Origin of the sequence: Streptomyces sp. Root431, from assembly GCF_001426585.1 — a bacterium.
Taxonomy (GTDB): Bacteria; Actinomycetota; Actinomycetes; order Streptomycetales; family Streptomycetaceae; genus Streptomyces; species Streptomyces stackebrandtii.
Genome location: NZ_LMEI01000006.1, coordinates 585,906 through 608,957, shown reverse-complemented (window position 1 = coordinate 608,957; position 23,052 = coordinate 585,906). Strand labels below are relative to the sequence as shown.

At 71.1% G+C, this 23,052-nt stretch carries 17 protein-coding genes; 11 read left to right on the top strand and 6 right to left on the bottom strand.

Annotated elements, in window-relative coordinates; genetic code table 11:
* Positions 1 to 104: 104 nt before the first annotated feature.
* The 3 genes from ASC82_RS07045 to kdpF all read right to left on the bottom strand — a co-directional run bounded on the left by ASC82_RS07045 (position 105) and on the right by kdpF (position 7,291).
* The gene (locus ASC82_RS07045; protein WP_242427588.1) at positions 105 to 6,218 is read right to left on the bottom strand and encodes a DNRLRE domain-containing protein; all 6,114 of its coding nucleotides are present in this window, start codon (positions 6,216 to 6,218) and stop codon (positions 105 to 107) included.
* A gap of 334 nt (positions 6,219 to 6,552) precedes the next feature.
* Positions 6,553 to 7,071, bottom strand: coding sequence for a hypothetical protein (locus ASC82_RS07040; protein WP_157863447.1), 519 nt, complete (start codon positions 7,069 to 7,071; stop codon positions 6,553 to 6,555).
* A gap of 130 nt (positions 7,072 to 7,201) precedes the next feature.
* Complete coding sequence (gene kdpF, locus ASC82_RS29905) at positions 7,202 to 7,291, bottom strand: K(+)-transporting ATPase subunit F (RefSeq protein ID WP_056643073.1); 90 nt, start codon at positions 7,289 to 7,291, stop codon at positions 7,202 to 7,204.
* 468 nt (positions 7,292 to 7,759) lie between these two features.
* On the opposite strand from kdpF, the gene ASC82_RS07030 reads away from it, so the two are divergent.
* The 11 genes from ASC82_RS07030 to ASC82_RS06980 all read left to right on the top strand — a co-directional run bounded on the left by ASC82_RS07030 (position 7,760) and on the right by ASC82_RS06980 (position 20,929).
* A complete protein-coding gene (locus ASC82_RS07030; protein WP_242427587.1) occupies positions 7,760 to 8,179 on the top strand; it encodes a hypothetical protein in 420 nt (139 codons plus the stop codon).
* Positions 8,167 to 8,955, top strand: a complete 789-nt coding sequence (locus ASC82_RS07025) for a methyltransferase domain-containing protein (RefSeq protein WP_242427586.1) — start codon at positions 8,167 to 8,169, stop codon at positions 8,953 to 8,955. The genes ASC82_RS07030 and ASC82_RS07025 overlap by 13 nt, the downstream gene beginning before the upstream one ends.
* Positions 8,956 to 9,134: 179 nt before the next feature.
* Positions 9,135 to 10,364 (top strand): methyltransferase, encoded by a 1,230-nt coding sequence (locus ASC82_RS07020; RefSeq protein WP_242427585.1) that lies wholly within the window; start codon positions 9,135 to 9,137, stop codon positions 10,362 to 10,364.
* A 97-nt stretch (positions 10,365 to 10,461) separates the two neighbouring features.
* Positions 10,462 to 11,475 carry a UDP-glucose 4-epimerase GalE gene (gene galE / locus ASC82_RS07015; RefSeq protein ID WP_056643067.1) on the top strand — a complete coding sequence of 338 codons (1,014 nt, stop codon included), beginning with the start codon at positions 10,462 to 10,464 and terminating at the stop codon, positions 11,473 to 11,475.
* Positions 11,472 to 12,944, top strand: a complete 1,473-nt coding sequence (locus ASC82_RS07010; protein WP_079039104.1) for a phosphotransferase — start codon at positions 11,472 to 11,474, stop codon at positions 12,942 to 12,944. Before galE ends, ASC82_RS07010 begins: the two co-directional genes overlap by 4 nt.
* Positions 12,941 to 13,453 carry a GNAT family N-acetyltransferase gene (locus ASC82_RS07005; protein WP_056643065.1) on the top strand — a complete coding sequence of 171 codons (513 nt, stop codon included), beginning with the start codon at positions 12,941 to 12,943 and terminating at the stop codon, positions 13,451 to 13,453. The genes ASC82_RS07010 and ASC82_RS07005 overlap by 4 nt, the downstream gene beginning before the upstream one ends.
* Complete coding sequence (gene fxlM / locus ASC82_RS29310; RefSeq protein ID WP_079039103.1) at positions 13,450 to 16,983, top strand: methyltransferase, FxLD system; 3,534 nt, start codon at positions 13,450 to 13,452, stop codon at positions 16,981 to 16,983. Before ASC82_RS07005 ends, fxlM begins: the two co-directional genes overlap by 4 nt.
* 100 nt (positions 16,984 to 17,083) lie before the next feature.
* Positions 17,084 to 17,731, top strand: coding sequence for a hypothetical protein (locus tag ASC82_RS06995; protein WP_242427584.1), 648 nt, complete (start codon positions 17,084 to 17,086; stop codon positions 17,729 to 17,731).
* Positions 17,732 to 17,878: 147 nt separating this feature from the next.
* A complete protein-coding gene (locus ASC82_RS06990) occupies positions 17,879 to 18,181 on the top strand; it encodes a GNAT family N-acetyltransferase (RefSeq protein WP_347336073.1) in 303 nt (100 codons plus the stop codon).
* A gap of 54 nt (positions 18,182 to 18,235) precedes the next feature.
* Complete coding sequence (locus ASC82_RS06985; protein WP_056643062.1) at positions 18,236 to 18,772, top strand: hypothetical protein; 537 nt, start codon at positions 18,236 to 18,238, stop codon at positions 18,770 to 18,772.
* Positions 18,773 to 18,973: 201 nt separating this feature from the next.
* The gene (locus tag ASC82_RS06980) at positions 18,974 to 20,929 is read left to right on the top strand and encodes an APC family permease (protein WP_056643059.1); all 1,956 of its coding nucleotides are present in this window, start codon (positions 18,974 to 18,976) and stop codon (positions 20,927 to 20,929) included.
* 64 nt (positions 20,930 to 20,993) lie between these two features.
* Here ASC82_RS06980 and ASC82_RS06975 read toward each other — a convergent pair whose 3' ends face one another.
* The 3 genes from ASC82_RS06975 to ASC82_RS06965 all read right to left on the bottom strand — a co-directional run bounded on the left by ASC82_RS06975 (position 20,994) and on the right by ASC82_RS06965 (position 22,984).
* Positions 20,994 to 21,710, bottom strand: a complete 717-nt coding sequence (locus tag ASC82_RS06975; protein ID WP_242427583.1) for a triacylglycerol lipase — start codon at positions 21,708 to 21,710, stop codon at positions 20,994 to 20,996.
* A gap of 124 nt (positions 21,711 to 21,834) precedes the next feature.
* The gene (locus tag ASC82_RS06970) at positions 21,835 to 22,227 is read right to left on the bottom strand and encodes a glyoxalase (RefSeq protein ID WP_056643054.1); all 393 of its coding nucleotides are present in this window, start codon (positions 22,225 to 22,227) and stop codon (positions 21,835 to 21,837) included.
* 313 nt (positions 22,228 to 22,540) lie between these two features.
* On the bottom strand, positions 22,541 to 22,984 hold the full coding sequence (locus ASC82_RS06965) for a DUF4240 domain-containing protein (RefSeq protein WP_056643053.1): 444 nt from the start codon (positions 22,982 to 22,984) through the stop codon (positions 22,541 to 22,543).
* Between the last annotated feature and the right edge of the window lie 68 nt (positions 22,985 to 23,052).

Below are 23,052 nucleotides of genomic sequence, written 5' to 3'. Positions count from 1 at the left end.
ACGGCCCGCCGGAGTGAACCGGCGGACCGTCAGAGCGTGGCCCTCATGCGGAAGCGGGCGTCACTCCGCCTCTGCGGGAACCGCGGAAACCGCCGGACTCACCGTCAGCACCTCCTGTGCCAGGCGGTGGGTGCCGTGGCATGCAGGAACGGCACGGTGACGACGTAGACGAAGATTTTGACGCAGGTGTTCCTCTTCGCCATCGCCGAGCGGGCGACGTAGAACAGATAGAAGGCGTAGGCCCGGAAGGCCTCGAACGCGACCCTCACCCACCCCCTGACGTACGGCATGATCGCGGAGAAGAAGCCGGCGGCGGCCACCGCTCCGTTGCTCAGCCGCCTGGTCTCGTTCCTGTTGAGGTAGAGCCACACGTGCCGGTACACGGAGAACCAGCTCTTCCAGGTGCTGTACGACCACATACCGGTCAGGTCCGTGCAGTTGACCGGTTCGCCGAAGCAGTAGTCGTACGCGTGGGCGTTGCCCCCGTACATGAGGTCCTTGGACAGGAACCGTCCGGTGGTGGGGTCGTAGAGACGCACACCCATCAGGGTCAGGTCGCCGACCGTCTCGCTGGAGCGCTGATGGCCGCCGAGCCAGCCGTAGCGGACGGCGGGCTGACCCGTGCGGGCGTTACCGTACTCGTCGCTGTCCAGGACCAGGGGGGCGTCGGCGGTGTCCAGCGGGAGCTGGAGGGCGACGTCTCCGTGGATGGCGGTCAGCTGGAGGACGGTGCCGCCGGTGGCTCCGGTGATGGCCGCGAAGCCGCCGGCGGCGGATTCGACGTTACGGCTGACGGTGCCGTCGGTGGTGTCCTCGGTGATCCAGCGGGGGCTGTCGCCGTCGGCACCATAGTGGTTGATCTTGGACGCGGTCTGACCCCAGGTGCCGTCGGTGTTCTCTTCGACGGTCCAGGAGCGCAGGCGCTGGTGGGAGTCGAGCTGCCAGGTCTGCCGCCGGGTGCCGCTGGTCTGCTGGTGGACCAGGTCGTTGGCGTAGTAGCCGATCTGGCTGCCGGGCCGGGCGGTGGTGCGGCCGAAGGCGTCGTAGACGTAACCGGTGTCGACGAGCCGGTCGGCGCTGTCGTAGGTGTGGGTGGTGGTGGTTCCGCCGGTGGTCGGGCAGGCGGCACCGGCGGCGCCTGCCGCGGTGGTCACGGAGGTGCGGTTGGTGCGCTTGTCGAAGCCGTAGGTCCGCCGGGTGCAGGTGTCGCCGACCGTGTCGGCGACACCGGTCAGACGGCCGGTGGCGTCGTAGGCGTACTTCTGGGCGGACCAGCCGGCATGTGCGGTGACCTGGCCGTGGGCCGATTCCTCGACCACGTCGGAGTACACCACCTGGCCGTCGCTGTCACGGGTGTAGACGCGGGACGCGGTGGAGCCCGTGGTGTCCTCTCCGATGGTGAGGGTGTAGCCGCCGGGGAGCTTCTCCGAGGCGACGGCGCCGTCGGCGTTGTAGCGGGCCTCGAACGAGCCGGCGACCGAGTCCGTGGACTTCGTGACGAGGCCACGGGGTTCGGCGGTGCTGTCGTAGGTGTAGGTCACCGTGGACGGCACCGAGTCGCTGGTCCTGACCGGGCGGTCCAGCAGGTCGTACTCGGTCCGGGTCCGGCCGCCGTCCGCGTCGGTGTAGGAGATCTGCCGGCCGAGCCGGTCGAACTCCTTCACGATCGTGCCGCCGGTCGGGCTGGTCATCGTCACGGCCGCGCCCGTGGCCGGGTCGTACTCGGTCGTGGACTCGGGAACCGCCTGGCCGAGCCCGCCGGTCATGACGGACTTGGTGGGCCGGCCCGCGTCGTCGTAGGTGGTCGTCATGGTGCGGGTGACGCCGTTCGCGGTCTCGGTGACCTTGGTCGGGTTGCCCCACCAGCCGTACTCGGTGGTGCTGGTCGACAGGCCGGTCGGCTGGGATCCGCCGCCGGTGATCGCGCCGGCCGCGCCGACGGAGCAGAGCTTGCCGGCCCACTCCGGCCGGCCCGCGCAGGCACCAGTACCGATCGCCGACCAGTAGGTGGTCACCCGGGTCGCGGCGTCCGTCCCGGTGGCACCGGGCGTCAGCTGCTTGGTCACCTGGCCCTGGCTGTCGTACTCCGTGCTCTCGGTGACGGCGAGACCGGCCGGGTCCTTGACCGTCTTGACCGGTCGGCCCTTGGCCCAGTCGTAGACGGTCTGCACCGCCCTCGCGTCGGTGAGCGTGGTGCCACCGATGACCTGTGCACCGACGGTGATCTTGGTGACCTGGTGCTCCACCTTCGCGCTGCCGTCCGTGGGCCGTCCGGCGTCGTACTCGTTGACCGCCCAGGTGCGGGCCACGGCGGACTCGCCCGTGGTGGTCAGGGTGATGCGCTGCAGCGGGCCGAGTCGGCCCTCCTCGCGAATCCCCCGGGAGTCGAAGGTGGTCTTCGTGGAGAGCAGATCGGCGCGGTCCTGGGTGGACAGGCCGATGATGCCGAGATCGGTCAGGGAGGTCTGGTCGGCCGCCGTCCCGCCGAGGGCGAGGGCGCGGTTGCCGGCGGTCAGCTGACGAACGGTGTTGCCGTGGTGGTCGTACTCGGTGGTCGTGATGTTCCCACCGGGCGTCGCCGCGTTGACCTGACGCCCGGAGGCGTCGGTGTAGGTGATCCACGCACGGCGGTAGTCCGCGGCGGACAGGGCGGCACCGTCATGCCCGGCGGGGACCGCGTCCGGAGGGAAGACGGCGGTCGCGTCGGTCGGGGCGTTGGTCTGGCCCCAGGCCTGCACGTCCGAGGCGCCCAGCTTGTACGGTGCGTCGCCGCCGGTCAGCGGCACGTCGTAGACGATGCTCGTCGACGCGGTGCCGGACTCGACGTCCTTGGTGCCCTGCTGCAGGCCGGAACGGCTGACCTTCAGGAGCATTCCGTCACCGGCGGTGGCGGCGTTGCCCGCCTTGCCGTAGGTGAAGGACCACGGCAGCTCGCCGGGCGTCGTCAGCTGGGTGACCCGCCCCGCGCCGTCGTAGGCGTACTGCGTCTTGAGCGACGGGGTGATCTTCGGGTCCCACGTCTCCCGCAGTCGGCCCGCGCCGTCGTATCGGAAGACCTGGAGGGCCTTGTACGTGGCGTTCGCCGCGCCGGGCTCGGTGGACCAGCCGCGGATCTCCTTCACCTGGCCGGCGAAGTCGCCGAAGGCGGTGTCGGTCCCGGTGGTGGCCGTGGCGTAGGTGAACTCGAGCGCGCGGCAGCCCTTCGTGGCCGGCGCCGCCATGCACGTCGCGGCCGAGGCCGCCGAGGTGGGGGCGAGGACGAGCTTCGGCCGGGCCAGCTTCCGCCCGCCCACGGTGACGGTTTCGGAGACCACCGTGGTCGTGCTCTGCGCCAGACCGTCCAGGGCGCTGGAAGCGACCTGCCAGGTGGTGGCGGCATCCGGCTTGGCGAAGGAGGTGAGCGTGCCCTCGTTGTCCTTCAGCGTGAACGTACCCGTGAGGGAGCCGGTGAGCGTCAGGTCCTCGGCACCTGGCTCGGGCTTCCAGCCGCCACCGGTGGTGGCGGTGAAGCCGAGCTCCTCGCCCTCGGCGTCGACCAGCGCGACCGACGTCGCCGAGGTCTGCTTCAGGTAGGACCAGTCCGAGCCGGTGATCTCCGCGGCCGTGCCGGAGGTCCACTGGGGACCGAAGATCGCGGCCTGGCCCTCCTGCCGGGCACCCGCGTCGGGGCGGCGGGAGGACGCGACACGCGACACGGACAGGCCGAACAGCGACGCGTCGCCGGCGGCCACGGTGTAGTCGCCGGTCAGGAGGTTGACCGAGCCGGGCCCGGCGTCCTCGGAGGGGGCGGTGCCGGCGTTGCGGTCGACGGTGATCTCGTTCGCCGGCGAGTACACGGTGGTGCTGCCGTCGACGAAGGCGGCGCGCACGTCGATCGGACCGTCCTCGGTGAGGCTGGCGGTGATGTCCCACGTCAGCCCGGCGGGCTTGCCGTTCGCCACGGCGACCGGCCACGCCGGTACCGTGTCCGTGCCCTGGCGTACGTCGGCGGTCGGGACGTTCTTCCAGGTGTCCGTCTCGCCACGGCGGTACTGGTACGTGACACCGGTGTACGTGGACTGGCCCTCGGCGGACAGGCCCACCCGGCGGGCCGGACGCTCGCCCTGGCCGGGAGTGAGGAGTGCCGCTCCGGAGCCCGCGTAGAAAACGTGGGAGCTCAGGGCGGAGACGTTGCCGGCGGCGTCCACGGTGCGTGCGGTGACGGTGTGCTTGCCGGCGGGGAAGGTGAGCGACCTGGTGACCGCGGCGCCCGTGGTGGCCGCGGACTGCCAGGTCGTGGCCCCGTCCAGCTTGTACTCCACCGAGGCCACGTCGCTGGTGGGCGGGGTGAAGGTGAAGGAGCCGGAGAATGAGCCGTTCGCGTCCGGGGTGCCGGACCAGGTGTCGGCCGGGAAGGCACCGGAGGAGACGGCGCTGGTCCCGGGCTTGGTGGTGTCGACGGTGAACGTCATCGACGGGCTCCAGGGAGACCAGCCGTTGCCGTCGCTGACGCGGCTCTTGAACCAGTAGGTGTGGCCGTTGACGAGCTTCCCCGCGGGAACGGGGTGCGAGATCGTGTTGTTCGAGACCCCGTCATAGGTGGCGGAGTCGTACACCAAGAGGTTCGTCGACCCCTCCCACAGCTCGTACATCGAGCGCAGGAACGGGCTCTCTGCGTCACTGGCGGTGTAGGACAGCATCGGCGTGGCCGACGTCGTCCAGTTCTTGCCCGCGTTGGCGCGGCCCGGGGTGACGGTCATCGGGTTCCCGGCGACCGGGGGCGTGTTGTACGTGACCGACACGTACGGCGTGTTCGAGGCCGCGTTGCCCGAGTTGAAGCGCTTCCACGAGTACGGGTCGGACTCGTTGGTGGCCTTGATGCCCATCGAGTTGCTGCCGTTGCCGTTGCCTGCCCAGGCCACGGCGAGGTTCTTGATGTCCTGCGTCACCCAGCCGTCCGCGCAGGCGGAGGAGAAGCCCTTCGTCGCGGTCGAGGTGGCCCACTTGATGTTCCAGTTCGGCTGCGCGGTCCACCGGGTGGCGGTCGAGGCGTGCGGGGTGTCCCACACCTCCCAGCTGCTGGGGGTGCAGGACCAGGAGTGGCCGTTCCACAGGTTCAGCTTCGCGCCCAGGATCTGCTTGCCCGTGATCTGCGCCATCGGGAAGTGCAGGAAGGACCGCGCGATCTGCCCGGAGCCGTTGTTGCCGAGCTTGAGCTCCGTCGACGTCGACATGTCCGTCGTGTAGCCCTGCTGCACGAACGTGTCGAAGCTCGCGCCGATGTTCACCGACGGATCGACCGTCACCGGGAACGTCCTGGCCGGATCGGCCAGGAACGCGGCGTCCGGCGTCAGCGTCAGATCGACCGTGTCCCCGCGCTGCGTGACCTTCAGGCCCACGTCGGCGCGCCGGGTGTGCTCACCGGATTTCGGGTCGACGTACGCGTCCCACATGACCGGCGCCGGCAGGACGCCGACCTGCTTGCCGGACTTGCGGTCGAGGAAGGTCACCGAACGGTCCTTGTTCGCCCGGACCTTGACGCCCCGGGCGTTCAGGGTGAGTGCGACCGAGCCGTTCGCCGCGACCGCCGAGCGGTCCTTCAGTTCCAGGAACTGCTCGAAGCCCGTACGCGTCGACTCGACGATCAGGTCCGTCGCGGTCAGAGCGTTCGCGTACCGCGCCGTCGTCCCCGACAGCGTCGGCTCCGGCAGGACACCGCGCCACGACAGGTCCACCGCCCGGCCGCCGCCGGCCTCCAGCGACACCAGCGGCACCGGCGTCGTCCCCGCGTCACCGGCGGCGCCCGACGCCCGCACCCGCGCGGCCTGCGCGGCAGGCGTACGACCGCCCAGCCTCAGCCCGAGCGGGTGCCCCTTCGCGACGACGGAACCGTCCACGGCCTTCGTCAGGTTGACGTCCACACTGCGCCACGCGCCCGTGCCCTTGTCGCGGAAGCGGACCGGTCCCGACGCGGCATCCGTCGTCACCGTGCCGTCCGGATTCGCCCAGGTCGTCGTCGACTCCGTCCGCTCCGACAGCGCCTCCACGCGCTTGCCCGACAGACGGGCGGCGACCGTCGCGGACGCCAGATCGGCCGCCTCGGTCGGATAGGGCGACTCGCCGGCCGCGGCCGGCACCTGCTGCCGCGGTGTCACGGCCACGGCCTGGCCGGTCGTGCCGACGACCAGAGCGGCCTCGACGGCCAGCACCCCTGCGACCGCCAGGGCTATGTGCGGCAACGCTCCCGCACGGACCCACGCGCCCCCGACCTGCGCCGATGGTCTTCCTCGCACACGCATGACGTTGGATTCCCTCCCACGATGTGCCCGCCGGGCACGACAACCTGATCCGGACGCGTACGAGAGGGACGGACGCCGGTCAGGGATTCAGGGGAGACGAAAAGTATGTCAAGTCAACGGCGCGGAGGGTGATTTGTCTCGATTTTGCATCACGCCTTCCGGTGACCGGGAATCTCAGGGCCCTGCCGGACGCCGTTTGAGCGGTCGCCTCAGCGGCCTCGAAGGGTCGAAGAACCGGACCGGCTCCACAACCTCGCGCCCGAAGCCACCGAGGTCAGCCGTGTCGCTCCTCCCGGTACTTCTCGTCGGCCACGAGCACGGAAGTGAAGTGGACCGGCAGGCCGTTCTCGTCCCTCGGCACCTCCTGGGAGGTGTCGCGAGTGAAGGCCAGGGTGACGCCGGGGACGTACGGGGCCCGCGCGTCGTCGCTGTTGACCTGCCAGCCCTTGCGAGCCGCGTGGGCGAGGATCTCGTCGGCCGGAACACGGAAGACGTCGAGGCCGTCCAGCAGGACCTGGACGTCGGGGTCCTCGTCCTCGTCCGGACCCCAGAGGGTGATGGCGTCGACCCGGTGGTCGCGCCCGAGGGCGACCTGGAAGCCGATGCCGTCATACTCGGCGGAGACGAGGTCGAAGTCGCGCACCGCGTCCGCCGGGTACACCCTCGGCGCACCCCATGCCGAGACCGCGGCGACCGCTTCGTCCAGCGTCATGCCCAGCCGGACGGGAGCCACGCCGCGGGGCGGATCGAGGACGAACTGCACGGGGTGGCCTTTCTGATGGGCTGCGACCATTTCAGCATGTCGCAGGAGACCGTCCGGCCCGGACGTCCGTCCACGACCACGCCCACCTGCGGCTGGGGTTTCGGCGACGCCGTGGTCCGAGGGCCTCAGGGGCGGCGGGATCCGACGGTGCGCGAGTGGTTCAGAACCTCTCCGGGCGGATCAGTGCGGCGACGAGATAACCGACGATGCAGACGGCGACGATCAGTCCGACCACGTTCTCCACGCTCACGAGCGACTCACTCTCCGATGATTCCCGACGGGTGTCCTGCTGCGAGGAAACCCGGAGCGCGACCTGCTCACGAGCACCTTGACGGGTCTCTTGCGGGGCAACGGCAGATACTGACGGCGTCTTGTCGGATCCCTTGCGCGGAGCCGCTCGATCAGCGGAACCCGGCGAGCACGCCAGACGTCGGCGTTTCGGCCAACTGGACCTTGCCTCGGACCTGTTGCGGGAGACGGGTCCATGCATGGCCCACGCTCCGACACGCGCCGAATCTCGGCGATCCGACAGCGACCGAAACACACCAGTTCGATATCTCGGCGCGGTCGTTGAACTTCACGACCGCGCCGGACGACTGTTCAGGAGGACCCGCCCTTGACCTCGACCCCTATGACGACCGAGCAGCGGAATTCCACGCCGCCTCCGCCGCCGCACGCCCTCCGACCGCCGGTCTCCTGAGCTTCGTGAGGTCCTGACATGCCGCCTTCCCCCGCCCAGATCCGTTCCCTGGTCACCGCCTACCTCGACCGGCACCCCGGCGAGCACGACGCCCTGGCCCCGCTGACGGCCGCGCTGGACTCCGCTGGTGACCCGACAAGCCGCTCCACCCTCCCCGGCCATGTCACGTGCGGCGTGGCTGTGATCGACCGCGCCGACCTCGAGCTCGTGCACACCGTGCACATGGTGGACCGGCCTCAGGGCCGGCCCCGGATCGGTCTCTTCTTCCGGGCCGGCCGCTGGGAGGGCGTACCGGAGGTGCGTGAGCCGGACAAGTGCGTCGGCTGGCGGTGGTGGAGGGCCGAGGACCTGCCCGAGCCGATCGTCCCCTACACCCGCGTCGCGATCGAAGGCATTCAAGCCGGGCAAGCCTATTTGGAGTTGGGGTGGGCACGTTGACCGACTTCGCCGCCGTCGGCGCGGCCTACGCCGCCCACTCCCGCAGTGCCCGGGGTCGGCTGCGCCATGACCTCGTCGCCCACCGCCTGCTGGCGGAACTTCCCGCCGGGCCGGTGCGGGTGCTGGACGTCGGCTGCGGCGACGGTGAGATGACGCTGCGGATCGCCGCAGCCGGACACGACGTGACCGCGACCGACCCGTCCGCGGAGATGCTCGGCGCGGCGGCACGCCGTCTGGCTGCCCGGCCCGAACTCGCCGCGCGGGTCCGGCTCCTTGAAGCAGGCATCGAGGATCTCTTCTTCGACGGGGACCGGTTCGACGCGGTGTGCTGCCACGGCGTGCTGATGTACCTGGACGACACGCCGGGCTCGGTCGCGCTCCTGGCCGGGCTGGTCGCACCAGGCGGGGTCCTGAGCATCCTGACCAAGAACCGGGCCGCGATCGGCTTCCGCGAAGCCCTGCGCGGCGACTACCCGACGGCCCGCCGCCTCATCGAGCACGGCTCCGGCACGAGCGTCGGCAACCTCGGCCTGGACACACGAGGGGACACGGCCGAGTCCCTCGACCGGCTCGCGGCCGAGCACGGCCTCACGCCGCTGGACTGGCAGGGTGTCCGGATCTTCCACGACCACCGCGACGACTGGGACCCGGACCCCGCCGCATACGCGCACGCGTGGGAAATGGAGTGGGCAGCCTCCTCCCGTGACCCATACCGTCAGCTCGGACGCCTCGTGCACACGCTGGCCCGCCGTCCGCCGGAAGGGGGCGAGCTGTGACGGATCCGGCCGACAGCGAGCTCGGTGTGCCGGCGTTGCGAGTGGCCGCCGTGCCGGAACCGGACGCCACGCCAGGGCAGGTGTCCCGGCCGGCGTGCCGTCGGCCTCACCAGCGCGTCGGCTGAACGCCATCCCCGTGCACGCGTCGGCCTGTCCCTCATCCGCGAAGGAGGAGCATCGTGTCCACTGAGCTCGACGCCGCTACGGGCGATCGGCGTGCCGCCATGGTCGAGCGTCTCGCGTCCGACGGCGCCCTGACCGACCCGCGGCTACGCGACGCCCTCCTCCACGTGGCCCGTGAGGTGCTCCTCCCCCACGCATACGTCCGGGTGAGCGGTCCGGGCGCGGACCCGATCGACTGGCGTCTGCTCGACGGATCCCACCCGGAGGACCGGGCGGAGTGGCTCGACCTCATCCACAGCGACGAGTCGATCCTGCTGCAGCGCGACGGTGAGCCCCTCGACGCCCTCGGCCGGGGCCCGGTGACGGGCGGCCACATGACTTCCATGTCCACCTTCACTCCCGCCACCCTGGAGGCCTTGCAGGTCCTGCGACTCGCCCCAGGGCAGCGATTTCTCGACCTCGGGCCCGGTCCGGGCGTCTCCCTCGCGCTCGCCGCCGCCATCACCGGCCCCGGCCTCGCCGCCGGCGTGGAGCGCGATCCGCACATGGCCGTCTTCGCCCGACGTCACCTCGACCGGCTCGGCCTCGGCGCGACCGTCGTCGAAGGCGATGCGCTGCACGGACACGCGGCCGGAGGTCCGTACGACCGGATGCACTCCGGCATCGGCGTGCCCAGCGTCCCACCGGCGTGGGTGGAGCAGCTCGCGCCGGGTGGGCGGCTGTTGACGACGTTGGCGACCAGGACGCCGAGCTGGCCCGGGCAGCTCCTCGTCATCCGCACTCCGAGGGGCCGGATCGAGGCGACCCTGCGGGGCAGGGCCCGCGGGTACCGGCCCGTCCACGGCTTCACGTGGCTGAGCGCCCTGGACCACCGCGCCCGCGTCGAGGCCGACCCCGGCACCACCCGGCGGACCCTCCTCGGGCCACCGCCGGACGACGCCTACGGGTTCTGGCTGGCCGCGGCGTACCTCGTCCCGAACGTGGTGCGGGACTTCCAGGCCGAGACGATGACCGTCGTCGCCCCCGAGGACGACTCCTGGGCGGTGGCCGGCTCCGGCGACGGCACCGTGCGGGTGCACGGCCCGCGGGACATCTGGGCCGAACTCGAAGCCCTCCACGACCGCTGGAAGCGAGCCGGTCGCCCTGACACCTACCGAGTAGACCTTCCGGCCGGTGGCGGCCCGCAGGTCGTTGCGTCCGGAGCCGGACCTTCCGCCCTCACCTGGCTTCTTCCTCCGCTCGCCCCCGTCCCCGGGCAGCCGCCTCGGAGACCGGGGGCGCCGTGACATGAGCCTCTGACGTCGCCGATCGGCCTACTCGGCCGTCACGCCCCCCTTGGTACCGGACAGCGGTACCGATTCGATTCGCACCAGGGAGACTCCCATGAAGGTTCTGATCACCGGCGGCGCCGGATTCATCGGCTCGACGATCGCCTCGCGGTGCCTGGACGAGGGCATCGACGTCGTGATCCTCGACGATCTGTCCACCGGCCGGGACGAGTTCGTCACCGGCCGGAACTGGTACCGGGGGCGCATCGACGACGGCGCGCTGATCGACCGGATCTTCGTCGAGCACCCCGACATCGACGCGACCGTCGGCTGCGCCGCGAAGATCGTCGTCCCCGAATCCGTCTCCGCGCCGTTGTACTACTACAGCGAGAACGTCGCCGCCGGGCTCGCGCTCCTCGGCCACCTGCTCCGCAACGGCTGTCATCGGTTCCTGTTCTCATCGTCGGCCGCCATCTACGCGCCGGGGCTGGGCATCACCGAGCAGGCCCCGCTGGATCCGATGAGTCCGTACGCGCGGACGAAGGCGCACTTCGAGCAGGCCCTGGAGGACGTGACCGGAGGCACTGAGCTGCGGGCCGTCTCGCTGAGGTACTTCAACCCGGTCGGCGCCGACCCCCGACTCCGCACGGGTCTCCAGGTCTTCGGACCCACTCACGCGCTCGGCGTGATGATCGACAAGTACCACGCGAACCAGCCGTACCCGATCACCGGCACCGACTGGGAGACCCGCGACGGCACCGGCATCCGCGACTACGTCCACGTCTGGGACCTCGCCGGCGCGCACCTCGCCGCGCTGCACCGCTTCGACACCATCACCTCTGGGGACGGCGGCAGCGCGTACCGCGTCGTCAACCTCGGCTCCGGCACGGGAACCACCGTGCTCGAGCTGATCAGGGCGTTCGAGGCCGTCACCGGCAAGCCGATGCCCACCGAGCTCCTGGGCCGGCGCCCCGGGGACAACGCCGGCGCCTACCCCGACATCTCCCTCGCCGCCGAGCTCCTCGGCTGGAGGCCGACCCTGACCACCGAGCAGGGCATCGCCGACTCGCTCGCCTGGCACGACCGCCGGGACACCGTCCTCGCCCGTCGCCCGGGAGGCGGCGCATGAGCGGCACCACGCGGCACACCGAACCGATCGACGTGCACCTCATCGCCGTCCGCGAAGGGGCAACCGGACCCGAGGTGCTGCTCTCCCGCAGAGCGGGCGCGGTCTACGCGGCCGGCTGCTGGCACCTGCCCTCCGGTCACCTCGACGGACCGTACGAGGACGTCGTCGTCGCCCTCGTCCGCGAGACCCGGGAGGAGACCGGCGTTCGCGTCGACCCGGACGACGTCCACGCGGCTGTCACGGTGCATCACCGCGGCCCCGGCGGCAGCGCCCGTGTCGGGTTCTTCTTCGAGGTGCGACGGTGGAGCGGCACGCCGAAGATCATGGAGCCCGAGGTGTGCGACGCGATGGGATGGTTCCCCTTCGACGCGCTGCCGGAGCCGATGGTCGCGTACTGCCGGGCCGGCCTCGACGCGTACCTCGCCGGCGCCCGGATGGCCGTCCACTTCCAGGAGCCCGGCGATCCGATCGCGTACGTCCCGAAGGCGGACAGGCTCCGTCTCGTCCGCGCGGCGGGTTCCGGCGGGCCGCTGCCCGGGCCGGCGGTGGAGGAGTTCGCCGAGCGGGCCGTCGGCCGGATCGCCGAGTGGACCGACGTGTCCTGGGCACGGGCGAACAGCCAGGTGTGGCGCGTTCGCGGCGCCGCCGGCGGTCTGTGGTTCGTGAAGGTCCACCAGAACGCCAAGTTCCACGCCCGGGAGACCGCGGCCCTGCGCAGCTGGGTGCCTCGGCTGGAGGGCGCCGGGCCCCGGCTGGTCGCCGCGGACGCGCGGCTGCGGACGGTCGTACTGACCGCGGTCGAGGGCCGATCACTGCACGGGGCCGTACTGTCGCCGGGTCAGGAGCGGCACACGTTCCGGGCGATCGGCGAGCTCGCCGCGCGCATCCATGCCGGCCCTCCGCCCCCACTCGACCCCGAGGCTCCACCCGTCGACCCGTACACCAGGCTCGAACGTCACCTGGAGGCCGCCCGGCCCCATCTCGCACCCGGAGACGAGGAGTACATCCGGCAGGTCGCGGAGCACGCCAGGCTGCTGCCTCCGGTCGAGCCGGTGGCGACCCACGGCGACTTCCAGCTGCGCAATCTTCTCCTCGCCGAGGACGGCACCCTGCGGGTCATCGACTTCGAGCGCAGTGAATCCCGGCCCGCAGTACGGGACTTCGTCCGGATCCTCGACGCCTTCGACGGACGGGAGGACCTCTTCGAGGCGTTCCTCGAAGGCTACGGCCGTCGCCTCACGGAGATCGAGGAGGCGCATCTGGTCGCGGGGGCGGTCCTGGACGCGGTGTCCGGAATCGCCTTCGGGACCGCGGCCGGCGACCCGGAACTCGTCGAACGCGGACGCCGCACCCTCGCGCGCCGACACACCGCCACCACCACCATCCTGCCTTTCCCGACGGCTCCTGACGGAGGCCCCGCAGCTCCTGACGGACGTTTCTCGGCTTCTGACGGAGGTTCCTCGCGATGACGACGTACAGCACAGGCGGGCTGCCCGTGGCGGTGTCCGCGCCGCGGCCGGCCACGCCCGAAGATGCCGCCGAGATCGTCCGGCTGCGCTCGGATCTCATCCTGTCGGAGCCGCTCGACGAGCAGTGGCTCGTCATCTGCCGCGATCACCTCGCCCTGCGGCTCCAGCCCGGGGGCGACGCCCGCGCCTACGTCCTCGACGCGCCGTCCGGCGGTCTCGCCGCCTGCGCGCTCGGCCTCATCCATCCCGTTCTGCCGGCCCCGAAGTACCCCAAGGGGCTGGCAGGACGGATCCACGCCGTGGCCACCGAACCCGCCCACCGACGCCGTGGGCACGCCCGGGCCGTTCTGGCGGCGCTGCTGGAGCACTTGGAGAGCGAGGAGGTGACGCTCTTCGAGCTGCACGCGAGCGCCGACGCCACACCGCTGTACGAGGAGTTCGGCTTCGCCGGTGATCCGGCCCTGATGCGGATGACGAAGATCCGGCCGGCCGAGGAGACCGCACCATGAGCACGACGTCCACCGCACAGAGCTGGAGCGACCATTACGCGTCGGGCCGGGGCATCAACCCGCTGTCCGACGCCGAGACGGTCATCGTGCGCGAGCGGCTCGTCCCGCCTCTCGGCCGGGAAGAGCCACGAGCATTGGATGTCTGCTGCGGAACGGGCGAGCTGGCCAGGCTGCTCGCCGACCTGGGTTACGCGGTCGACGCCGTCGACTACGCCCAGGGCGCCGTCGACCGCGCAGCCGCCGAGACGGGGTCCCCTGTCGCGTACCACTGCGTGGACGTGACCTCATGCGACCTCGGCGCGCTCGCGCCCGCCGACGGCTTCGATCTGATCACCATCCGTCGGTCGCTGGCGCACCTGGGCGACCGTACGAGGATCGTCGCCGAGCTCGCCGGCCTGCTGCGGCCCGAGGGGACCCTGTGCGTGATCACCCCGCACGCCGACCGGTTCCCGGAGAGTCTCCGGGGCATCTGCCTGGACGACGCCGAGATCACCCTGCTCACCGACGGCTGGGAGCACGCGGAACGTGTCGAGGCGGAGGACTGCACTGTCGTGCTGCTGCGCGGGCCCGGCGTCCGGTCGGCCGCGTATCGGGAGAAGCTGCGGCCGAAGGCTGCGGCGATGGCCGGTGTCGCGGTCGTCGTGACGAACCCGCACGGCCGGGTGCTCCTGGGGTGGAACCCGTCGAGGAAGTGCTGGGAGCTTCCGGCCGGGAAGGTCGAGCCGGGGGAGGCGTTCGAAGCGACCGCGGTCCGCGAGCTGGCCGAGGAGACCGGTCTGCGCGCTGCTGCGGAGCGGGTGGTGTTGCTGGGGACTCTGTGTGACGACACCCATGGCATGACACGGGTCACGGAGGTCGCCCGGCTCACGGAGTACGACGGCGAACCGCTGGCACTTGAACCCGAGTCGACGGCCCGTTGGGAGTGGCACCCCCCGGGCGCCCTCCGCTCCCTCCCACAGCCGCTGTTCACCGCCTCCGCTCAGGCTCTGAACACGGCGTGGCCCGGCCTGCTGCCCGATCTCCCTCCCGCGCATTTCACTCCGCGGCCCGCCCCGGCCGACGGTGGCCGGCTGCGCTTCGGGGAGCCCACGGCGGCGGTGCGTCTTCGGTTGCGGCTCGCCGAGGATCTGACCCGGGCCGGCTGGGCGCGTACGCCGGAACTGCGCGCCGCGTTCCAGGCCGTGCCGCGCCAGGCGTTCCTCCCCGAGCAGCCCCTGGACCGTGCCTACGCCAACATGGCCGTCGCGACCGTGATCACCGACGGCGGCCAGTCGTCGAGTTCCGTGTCCCAGCCCGAGATGCAGGCCCTCATGCTCGACCACGGCCGTCTGCGCGAGGGCGGCCACGGCCTGGAGATCGGGGGCGGCGGCTACAACGCGGCCCTCATGGCCGAGCTCGTCGGCGCCACAGGCACCGTGACCTGTGTCGAGTACGACCCGTACGTCCACCGGCGCACGGTCCGCTTCCTCCAGGAGACCGGGTACGCGGACCGCGTCCGGGTGGTGCTCGGTGACGGCGTGCACGGCGCTCCTGAACACCTGGTCCCGGCGGGCGGGTTCGACACGATCCTGGTCACGGTCGCCTCGAAGGAACTCCCCCCAGCTTGGACGGCGCAGCTCGCCGACGGCGGCCGGCTCGTGGTCCCCTTGCGGCTCGGCGGCTACACCCGGTGCGTGGCCTTCGAGAAGCAGGGCACGCTCCTGACCTCGACGCACGTGAGCCCGTGCGGGTTCGTACCGATGCAAGGCATCGGACGCTGGGACGACTCGCCCGTCCCCATCGGGGAGAGCGGATACGGGATCCGCTGGGAGGACACCCCACCCGCCCCGGTCGATGCCTTGGAGCGCGCCCTCGCGGGCGATGCGGTGGAGCTGTGGACGGGCGTCACCGTGGCCGGGGACGAGTCGTACGAGACGCTGCAGCTCTGGCTGACCGTCGCTCTTCCGGGGTTCTGCCGCCTGACGGGCGACCGTGAGGAGGGTCCGGTCCTGCTGCCTAGGAACCAGGACGCCGCGGCCATGGTGTCGGGCGGGTCCCTGGGCTGCATGACCGTCCGCCGCATCGGGCACGACGACACCACCGGCCGGGCGCTGTGGGAGTTCGGCGCGCAGGGGTTCGGCGCCGACGCCAAGGCCGTCGCGGACACCGTGGCCGGCGCCGTACGCGCCTGGGACCGCGACATCCGGCCTGGCCCCGGTCCCGTGCTCACCGTCCGGCCGGCCACCCTGCGCACCGAGCAGCCGGCCGCCCGGCACGTCATCGACAAGCAGCACTCCCGCATCGTCCTGACCTTTCCGGGGCGTCGTCATGACGCCGGACCACGCCCCCGTTCAAGTGGCGGGCGATCTGGGCCCCCATCGCGGCGCGGATGGCCCGCACGTCCTCCTCGCCCGCCTGCCCCAACCCGCAGAAGTTCCGATCGGAGAGAGATGACCACGACGACCGAACCCGACGAAGCGCCCGGCTCGAAGATGACGGACGAGGAGTACGGGGCCCACCGGGCCTCCTCCGCCCTGTGGGCCGGCACCTCCGTGCTGATCACCAACCGGACGGGGGAGGTCCTGGTCCAGCACGTCGACTACCTCGACGGCACCTGCCTCCTGCCGGGGGGAGGCGTGGACAAGGGAGAGTCCCCCGCGTCCGGCGCCGTCCGCGAGCTCCAGGAGGAACTCGGCGTCACCGCTGTCATCGATCGCGGCCTCGCCGTCGACTACGTCTCCCCCGGTGCGGTGAACGCTCCTCCGGAGATGCGCTACCCCGGGGAGCTCTTGCACGTCTTCAACGGCGGCACGTGGGACGAGAAGCAGATCGCCGCCATCCGGCTCCCCGAGCGCGAGATCACCTCGATCGAATTCGTCGAGCCCGCCCGCCTGCCCGACTGTCTCTTTCCCCGCGACGCCCGCCGCGCCCTGGCTGCGCTGAGGGCCCGCCTCAACGGAGCCGGCGCGGTGCTCCTGGAAGACGGGTATCCGCTGTCCCCCACCGTTCTCGACCGGGCCGGGGTCCTGCGCACGCCGCGCCTCCCCCACCACTACCCCTTCCACCTCGCCCCCGTACCGGGCGCCGAGACGCCGATCCGGCAGTCGTGGGTCTGGGCGTTCGCGCCCGACGGACGGATCCTGCTCCTCCTCGACCCCGACACCGGCGCCGCGTGCCTGCCCGGCGGAACGCCGGAACCCGGCGACCACGGCGATCCCGTCGCGACCCTGCGCCGCGAGGCCGCCGAGGAGGCCGCCGCGCAGCTGGCGTCGATCACCTACCTCGGGTACCTGTCCGACCCCGAGCAGCCGTGCGCGCGCGTCCGCTACGCGGCCGTCCTCACGAGCCTCGGTCCCCCGCCCGTCGATCCGGCCACCGACCGCACCTACCTCCGGATCCTGGCCACCCCGGAACAGGCCCTGGAACTCTTCGACTGGGGGCCGCCCGCGACGGACCAGCTCACCGCCGTCCATCAGGCCCGCCGGCAGCTCGCCGTCCCCAAGGCCGCCCGACAGCCCGTCACCGAGCTCGTCGGCCCCGTCACCTGGTAGCTCCGGCCCCGTCGAAGCGGATCGAGGACTCTGATGACCGCTCCGGGCGGCCCGCCTGACGTCGCCCGGCCTCGGGGTCGAGCCCCGTTACGCTGCTCACGTGAACGGTACGGATGAGGTGTGGGGTCGTCCCGACTGGCGGGTGCTCGTCGTCGGGGGCGCGTCGGGGATGGGGAAGACCGGTGTCGGCCGGGCGTTGGCGCGGCGGTACGGCGTCCCCCTCGTGGAGGTCGACGACATCGTGGAGGCCCTCCTCGCGGTGACCCTGCCCGAGCACCTGCCGGAGGTCCACTTCTGGCGTACTCACCCGGATGCCGCCCGTCAGGCGCCCGAGTCGGTGGTCGAGCGGCAGATCGCGATCGCCGAGGCGCTGGCGCCGGCGATCGAGGCGGTGGTGGCCAACCACGTGGGCACCGACACCCCGGTGATCCTGGAAGGTGACTACGTCCTGCCCGGAGCGGCGACGCCCGGAGGTGACGTCCGTGCCGTCTTCCTCCACGAGGACGACGAGGCGCAGGTGACGGCCAACTACCTGCACCGGGAGCCGGAGGCCGGTCCGCAGCACCATCGCGCCCGCGTCAGCGTGCTGTACGGCAGGTGGCTCGCCACGCAGGCGCGGGCGGCCGGGGTGCCGGTCGTCGCTCCGCGTCCGTGGGAGGACCTGGCCGTCCGTGTCGCCGAGGCGGTGGGGCAGAGCACCTCTGCGCCGCTGTCGTCCGGGCAGTCGGCGCTCGTCAGGACGCCGTAGACCGCGATCCCCTCGACTCCCCGCAGGAAGGCGGCCGGTGAGTGTGAGGAGCGGAAACCGCCACGCCCCTGGCCTGGGATGAAGCACCGTCAGGGAAGCGTCAGAGAAGCCGGTTTCGCCTTGCCCGGGGTGCCGGCCGCGGGTTCGATGGACAGCCGCCGGGGCCGCGTGATCGCCGTCGCCTGCACCCGGTTCCTCGGCAGCCGCTACGAGGACGTCGCCTGCGCGACCGCGCCCGGCGGACGCCGTCAGCACCTCGCCCTGGCCTGCGTCGCCGGACTGACCGCCGACATCGCGGCACGCGGCCACCGCGCGAGCTGGAGCTGCTCCCGCGACAACCGCCCGAGCCGCCTCCTCGCCTGGACCGCCGGCTTCCGTCTGACCCGCGAGTGCGTCCACCACGTCGCCGGACCCGTCAGCCACGCGTCAAGGTTGGCCGAGGCCGCATAGGTACCCCGTCAAGACGGGCGGGGAGGAGTCGTCCCCGGTTCTAGCGTCCGTTCCATGGAGCCACGATTCGTCCCGCAGCCGGAGTCCGGTGACCGCACCGTCCACGACAGCGAGTGGGCCGGCGAGGCCCGCGCCGCCGCCGGCTGCGCGGGCCTCCTGCTGATCCTGTCGCTGACCGTGGACGCCGGGGACGAAGGGCTGACCCTGCCGAGCGCGCTGCTGTGGATCACCCTGTCCGTCGCGCTCTTCGTCATCCTGCTGCCCGCCAGGGTCACCGCGTCACCGGGCCGGCTGACCGTCCGGAGCCTGTGGAGCCGGAGGACCGTGTACACCGACCGGCTCGCGGCCGTCCGCCGGCCGGACGGAATCGAACAGCGCCTCGTGCTCACCGACACGGACGGCGGCAGGGCCCAGATCGACGTCCGCGTCCTTCTCGCCAACCCGTCCCTGTGGCTGCTCCTTGAGGCCGACGCACGGACCTCCCGCACGAACGGCACCCTCCGGGAGGGGACCCGCGACCTCGGCCGGCTCGCCCGCCGTGTCGACAGGGACACGGCCCGCTCGGTCTTCACGGTCTCGGGCCTGCGCTGACCCGTCGTCGTACGGGTGCGAGCGGCCGGTGGGGACCCGACCAGACCGACGGCCGTCGGGGATGGACTAACCCGGCCGGTGCATCTTGACGCTTTCCTGACGCGCCCGCCCTGATCAGTCGTTTTCGTGTTGCTTACGCTGGCCCGGCCCGTCCGCTCGATGGGCGGACCCCTCATCCAGCAGCAGCTCAGGAGCACCCCCATGACCCCCACCAAGGACGCGCGCACCGGACGATTGCGCGCGTGGATGCTGGAGGGGCTCTCCGACATGGGGAAGGGGAAACCCTCCCGGCCCGTGGAGTCGGCGCCGGACGCCGGGCACAAGGGGCAGCGCTGGTGGCGGGTCATGTGCCTGACCGGTGTCGACTACTTCTCGACCCTCGGTTACCAGCCCGGCATCGCGGCCCTGGCCGCCGGCCTGCTCTCCCCCGTCGCCACCATCGTCCTGGTGATCGTCACCCTGGTCGGCGCACTGCCCGTCTACCGACGGGTGGCGGAGGAGAGCCCGCGCGGTGAGGGCTCGATCGCGATGCTGTCGCGGCTGCTGTCCTTCTGGAAGGGCAAGCTGTTCGTCCTGACCCTGCTGGGCTTCGCCGCGACCGACTTCCTCATCACGATCACCCTGTCGGCCGCCGACGCCTCCACCCACCTCGTCGAGAACCCCCACCTCGAAGAGGCCCTGCACAACAAGCAGGTCCTCATCACCATGATCCTGATCGCGCTGCTCGGCGCCGTCTTCCTCAAGGGATTCCTGGAGGCCATCGGCGTCGCCGTCGTCCTCGTCGGCGTCTACCTCGCCCTGAACGCGGTCGTCGTGGTCACCGGCTTCTGGCACGTCCTCACCGAGGGCCATGTCGTCACCGACTGGACCAGCGCCCTGACCGCCGAGCACGGCAACGTCTTCGCCATGGTCGGCGTCGCCCTGCTCGTCTTCCCCAAGCTCGCGCTCGGCCTGTCCGGATTCGAGACCGGCGTCGCCGTCATGCCCCACGTCAAGGGCGACCCGGGCGACACCGAGGAGAAGCCGACCGGCCGGATCCGCGACACCAAGAAGCTCCTCACCACGGCAGCGCTGATCATGAGCGTCTTCCTGATCTGCACCAGCTTCATCACCACCGTCCTCATCCCGCACGAGGAGTTCGAGCCCGGCGGCAAGGCCAACGGCCGCGCCCTCGCCTACCTCGCCCACGAGTACCTCGGGAACACCTTCGGCACCGTCTACGACGTCTCCACCATCGCGATCCTCTGGTTCGCCGGCGCCTCCGCCATGGCCGGACTGCTCAACCTCATGCCGCGCTACCTCCCCAAGTACGGCATGGCACCCCACTGGGCCCGCGCCGTCCGCCCCATGGTCATCGTCTTCACCCTCGTCGCGTTCCTGGTGACGTGGATCTTCGACGCGGACGTCGACGCCCAGGGCGGCGCGTACGCCACCGGTGTCCTCGTCCTGATCTGCTCCGCCGCCATCGCCGTCACCATCGCCGCCCGCAAGGCCGGCCAGCGCGGCTGGACCATCGGCTTCGGCGTCATCTCCGTCGTGTTCCTCTACACCACCGTCGTGAACGTCATCGAGCGCCCCGACGGCGTGAAGATCGGCGCCTGCTTCATCGCCGGCATCATCCTCATCTCCCTCCTCTCCCGGCTCGGCCGCGCCTTCGAACTGCGCGTCACCCACGTGGAGCTCGACGAGATGGCCGAGCGCTTCATCCAGGACATCTCCCGCCGCACCCCCCGCTTCATCGCCAACGAGCCCGACAACCGGGACATCGCCGAGTACCGCGACAAGATCGAACAGATCCGCGCCGACAACGACCTCCCCACCACCGAGGACTTCGTCTTCGTCGAGGTCACCATCACCGACCCCTCCGAGTTCGAGGCCGGCCTGACCATCCGCGGCGAAGTCCTCCACGACCGCTACCGCGTCCTCACCGTGGAGTCCTCCTCCGTCCCCAACGCCCTCGCGGCCCTCCTCCTCCACGCCCGCGACACCACCGGCGCCCGCCCCCACATCTACTTCGAATGGACCGAGGGCAACCCCTTCGCCAACTTCCTCCGCTTCTTCCTCCTCGGCCAGGGCGAGGTCGCCCCCGTCACCCGCGAGGTCCTGCGCGAAGCGGAACCGGACCGGGACCGCCGCCCCCGCGTCCACGTCGGCTGAGGGCGGGGGCTGCGGGGGTCGCGACGGTTCGATCACCGACCATGCCGGGTCCGCCGGCCAGGCGCTAGGAGCCGAGGAACGAGCGGACGCCCTCGGAGACGGCGTCGTCGCCGAGGAGGTCGTTGTGGGCGAGACAGCCGGCGGCGTTGTTGGTCGCGCCGGTCAACGGGACGCTGTTGTCGGGGTTGATGACCTCGTCGCAGTTCGACCACCAGGTGGCGTAGCGCACGGTCCCGGGCGTCTCGTCGCCCGACGCGAGCCCCTTCTGCACGTACGAACCGGGGGTCATGTCACGGCAGGCCTGGTCCCACAGGGCGCAGGCCCATGCGGTGCTCGTGCCGTGGTTGGGGCCGGCGAGGGAGGCCCAGTGGGCGACCGATGCCTGGCCGGCGGCGTCGAACTTCACGTACCAGCGGGTGACGAGGCTGCCGAAGGAGTGGGAGACGAGGTCGACGCGGCTCGCGCCGGTCTGCCGCTTCACGCCCTCGACGTACGCGGCGAGTTCGCCGGACAGGACCTCGTTCACGGACCGGTGCGTGTCGTATCCGAAGGAGAAGAGCTCGGCGTCGGTGTACCCGTCGGCCTTGAAGTCCGCACGCAGGCCGCCCCATACGCCGGGGTCCGCGTTGTAGCCGTGGACGAAGACGACCGGCATGCGGGCGACCGCGCTCGGGGCGGCCGGCTGGGCCCGGACCGTGGCGGTGGGTACGAGCAGGGCCACGACTGCGGCGAGCATCGGAACGGCGATCCTGGCGGCCATCCTGGAACCGGGCTTCGACACGCTTCCCCCTACGACGTGTTACGCACGAGTAGTAGTCAGTCAGGAGCATGGTGGGGCCTCGGAGTCTGGATGAACAGCCCTCGTACGCCGCCGCGGTGCGACACCTCGCGCCGCGCGCCGGGAATCAGACGCTACGGACGGGCTCCAGGAACTCGAGCCGGTTGCCCAGCGGGTCGAACGCGTAGAAGCGATCGTGCCCGGGGAACGCGCCGTCCCAGGTGACACTCACCCCGTTCTCCTCCAGTCGCTCGGCGAGTGACCGGAGCGAGGTCACGAGGATGCCCGGGTGCGCCTTCCTGTTGGGCCGGAAGTCCTCCTCCACTCCCAAGTGGACCTCCAGGCCGCCCGCCCGGAACCAGCATCCACCGCGAGCCGCCAGCACCGGCGGCTTCCCGATCTCCGTCATCCCGAGAACGCCTCCCCAGAACTCTCGACAGAGCTCTTCGGAGCCCGGCGGTATGGCGAGCTGCACGTGATGCAGGCCGCCCAAGGCGTATGCGGGTGTCTCCTGAGCCATGGTTTCTCCCCCTGTTTCCTCCGACAAAGAATCTTGACGTCAAGATAATTGCACATCCCGGGGACGAGCGGCAGGGCAGGGCCGGGCGGACAACAGGAGGGTGGGGTGCGCTGCCCGAGGAGGAATCGGCCATGGCGCCGCAGCTCGAATCCGCACGTTTCAGGGAGGATCCGATCCTGGAGAGGATCCGCGCGGCGGACACGACCGCGTACCTCAAGTACTGCTGCGGTACTGGTAGACGATATCGAACCGGGCAGTGCGAAGCCCCAGGCGGCGGCCTGGGGCTTCGGTCACGGACGGCCATGGGAAAGAATCAGGACCAGGCCGAGGAATTCGAGCCGGTCTCGTAGTCGGTCTCCGTGTCGTGCTCCCACGTCTCGTCCGTCAGCTCTTCATACACCTCCTCGGGGACGTACAGAAGATCCTGTGCGTGCCAGTTCCATTCACGCGCGAACTGCATCGGATCCTGGTTGACCTGCTCATACACCACGGAACCGGCAGCAACCACTGCGCAGCGCGCGTAGAGGAAATCCTCGCCGGTGTTTTCTCCGCCGGACGCGTCCCCGAGGAAGGTGTAACCCTTTTCGAAGAGCTCCCTCCTGTCCAGGGCGTACAGAACCTCCGCAAGGCGCTCGGAGAAGTCGATGATCTCGCCGACCGGCCGCTTGGAGAGGTCCTGCCCGACGGCTTCGATCACGTCATGGACCGTGTCGCCCTGCGCGTTGTCGATGATGGTCCAGAAGGTCTTCGTATCCATGGGAGTCTCCTGTGAGAGATGGGGGAGCCCGGCCGTGCGAGCCGCACGGCCGGGCAATCATTCAGATT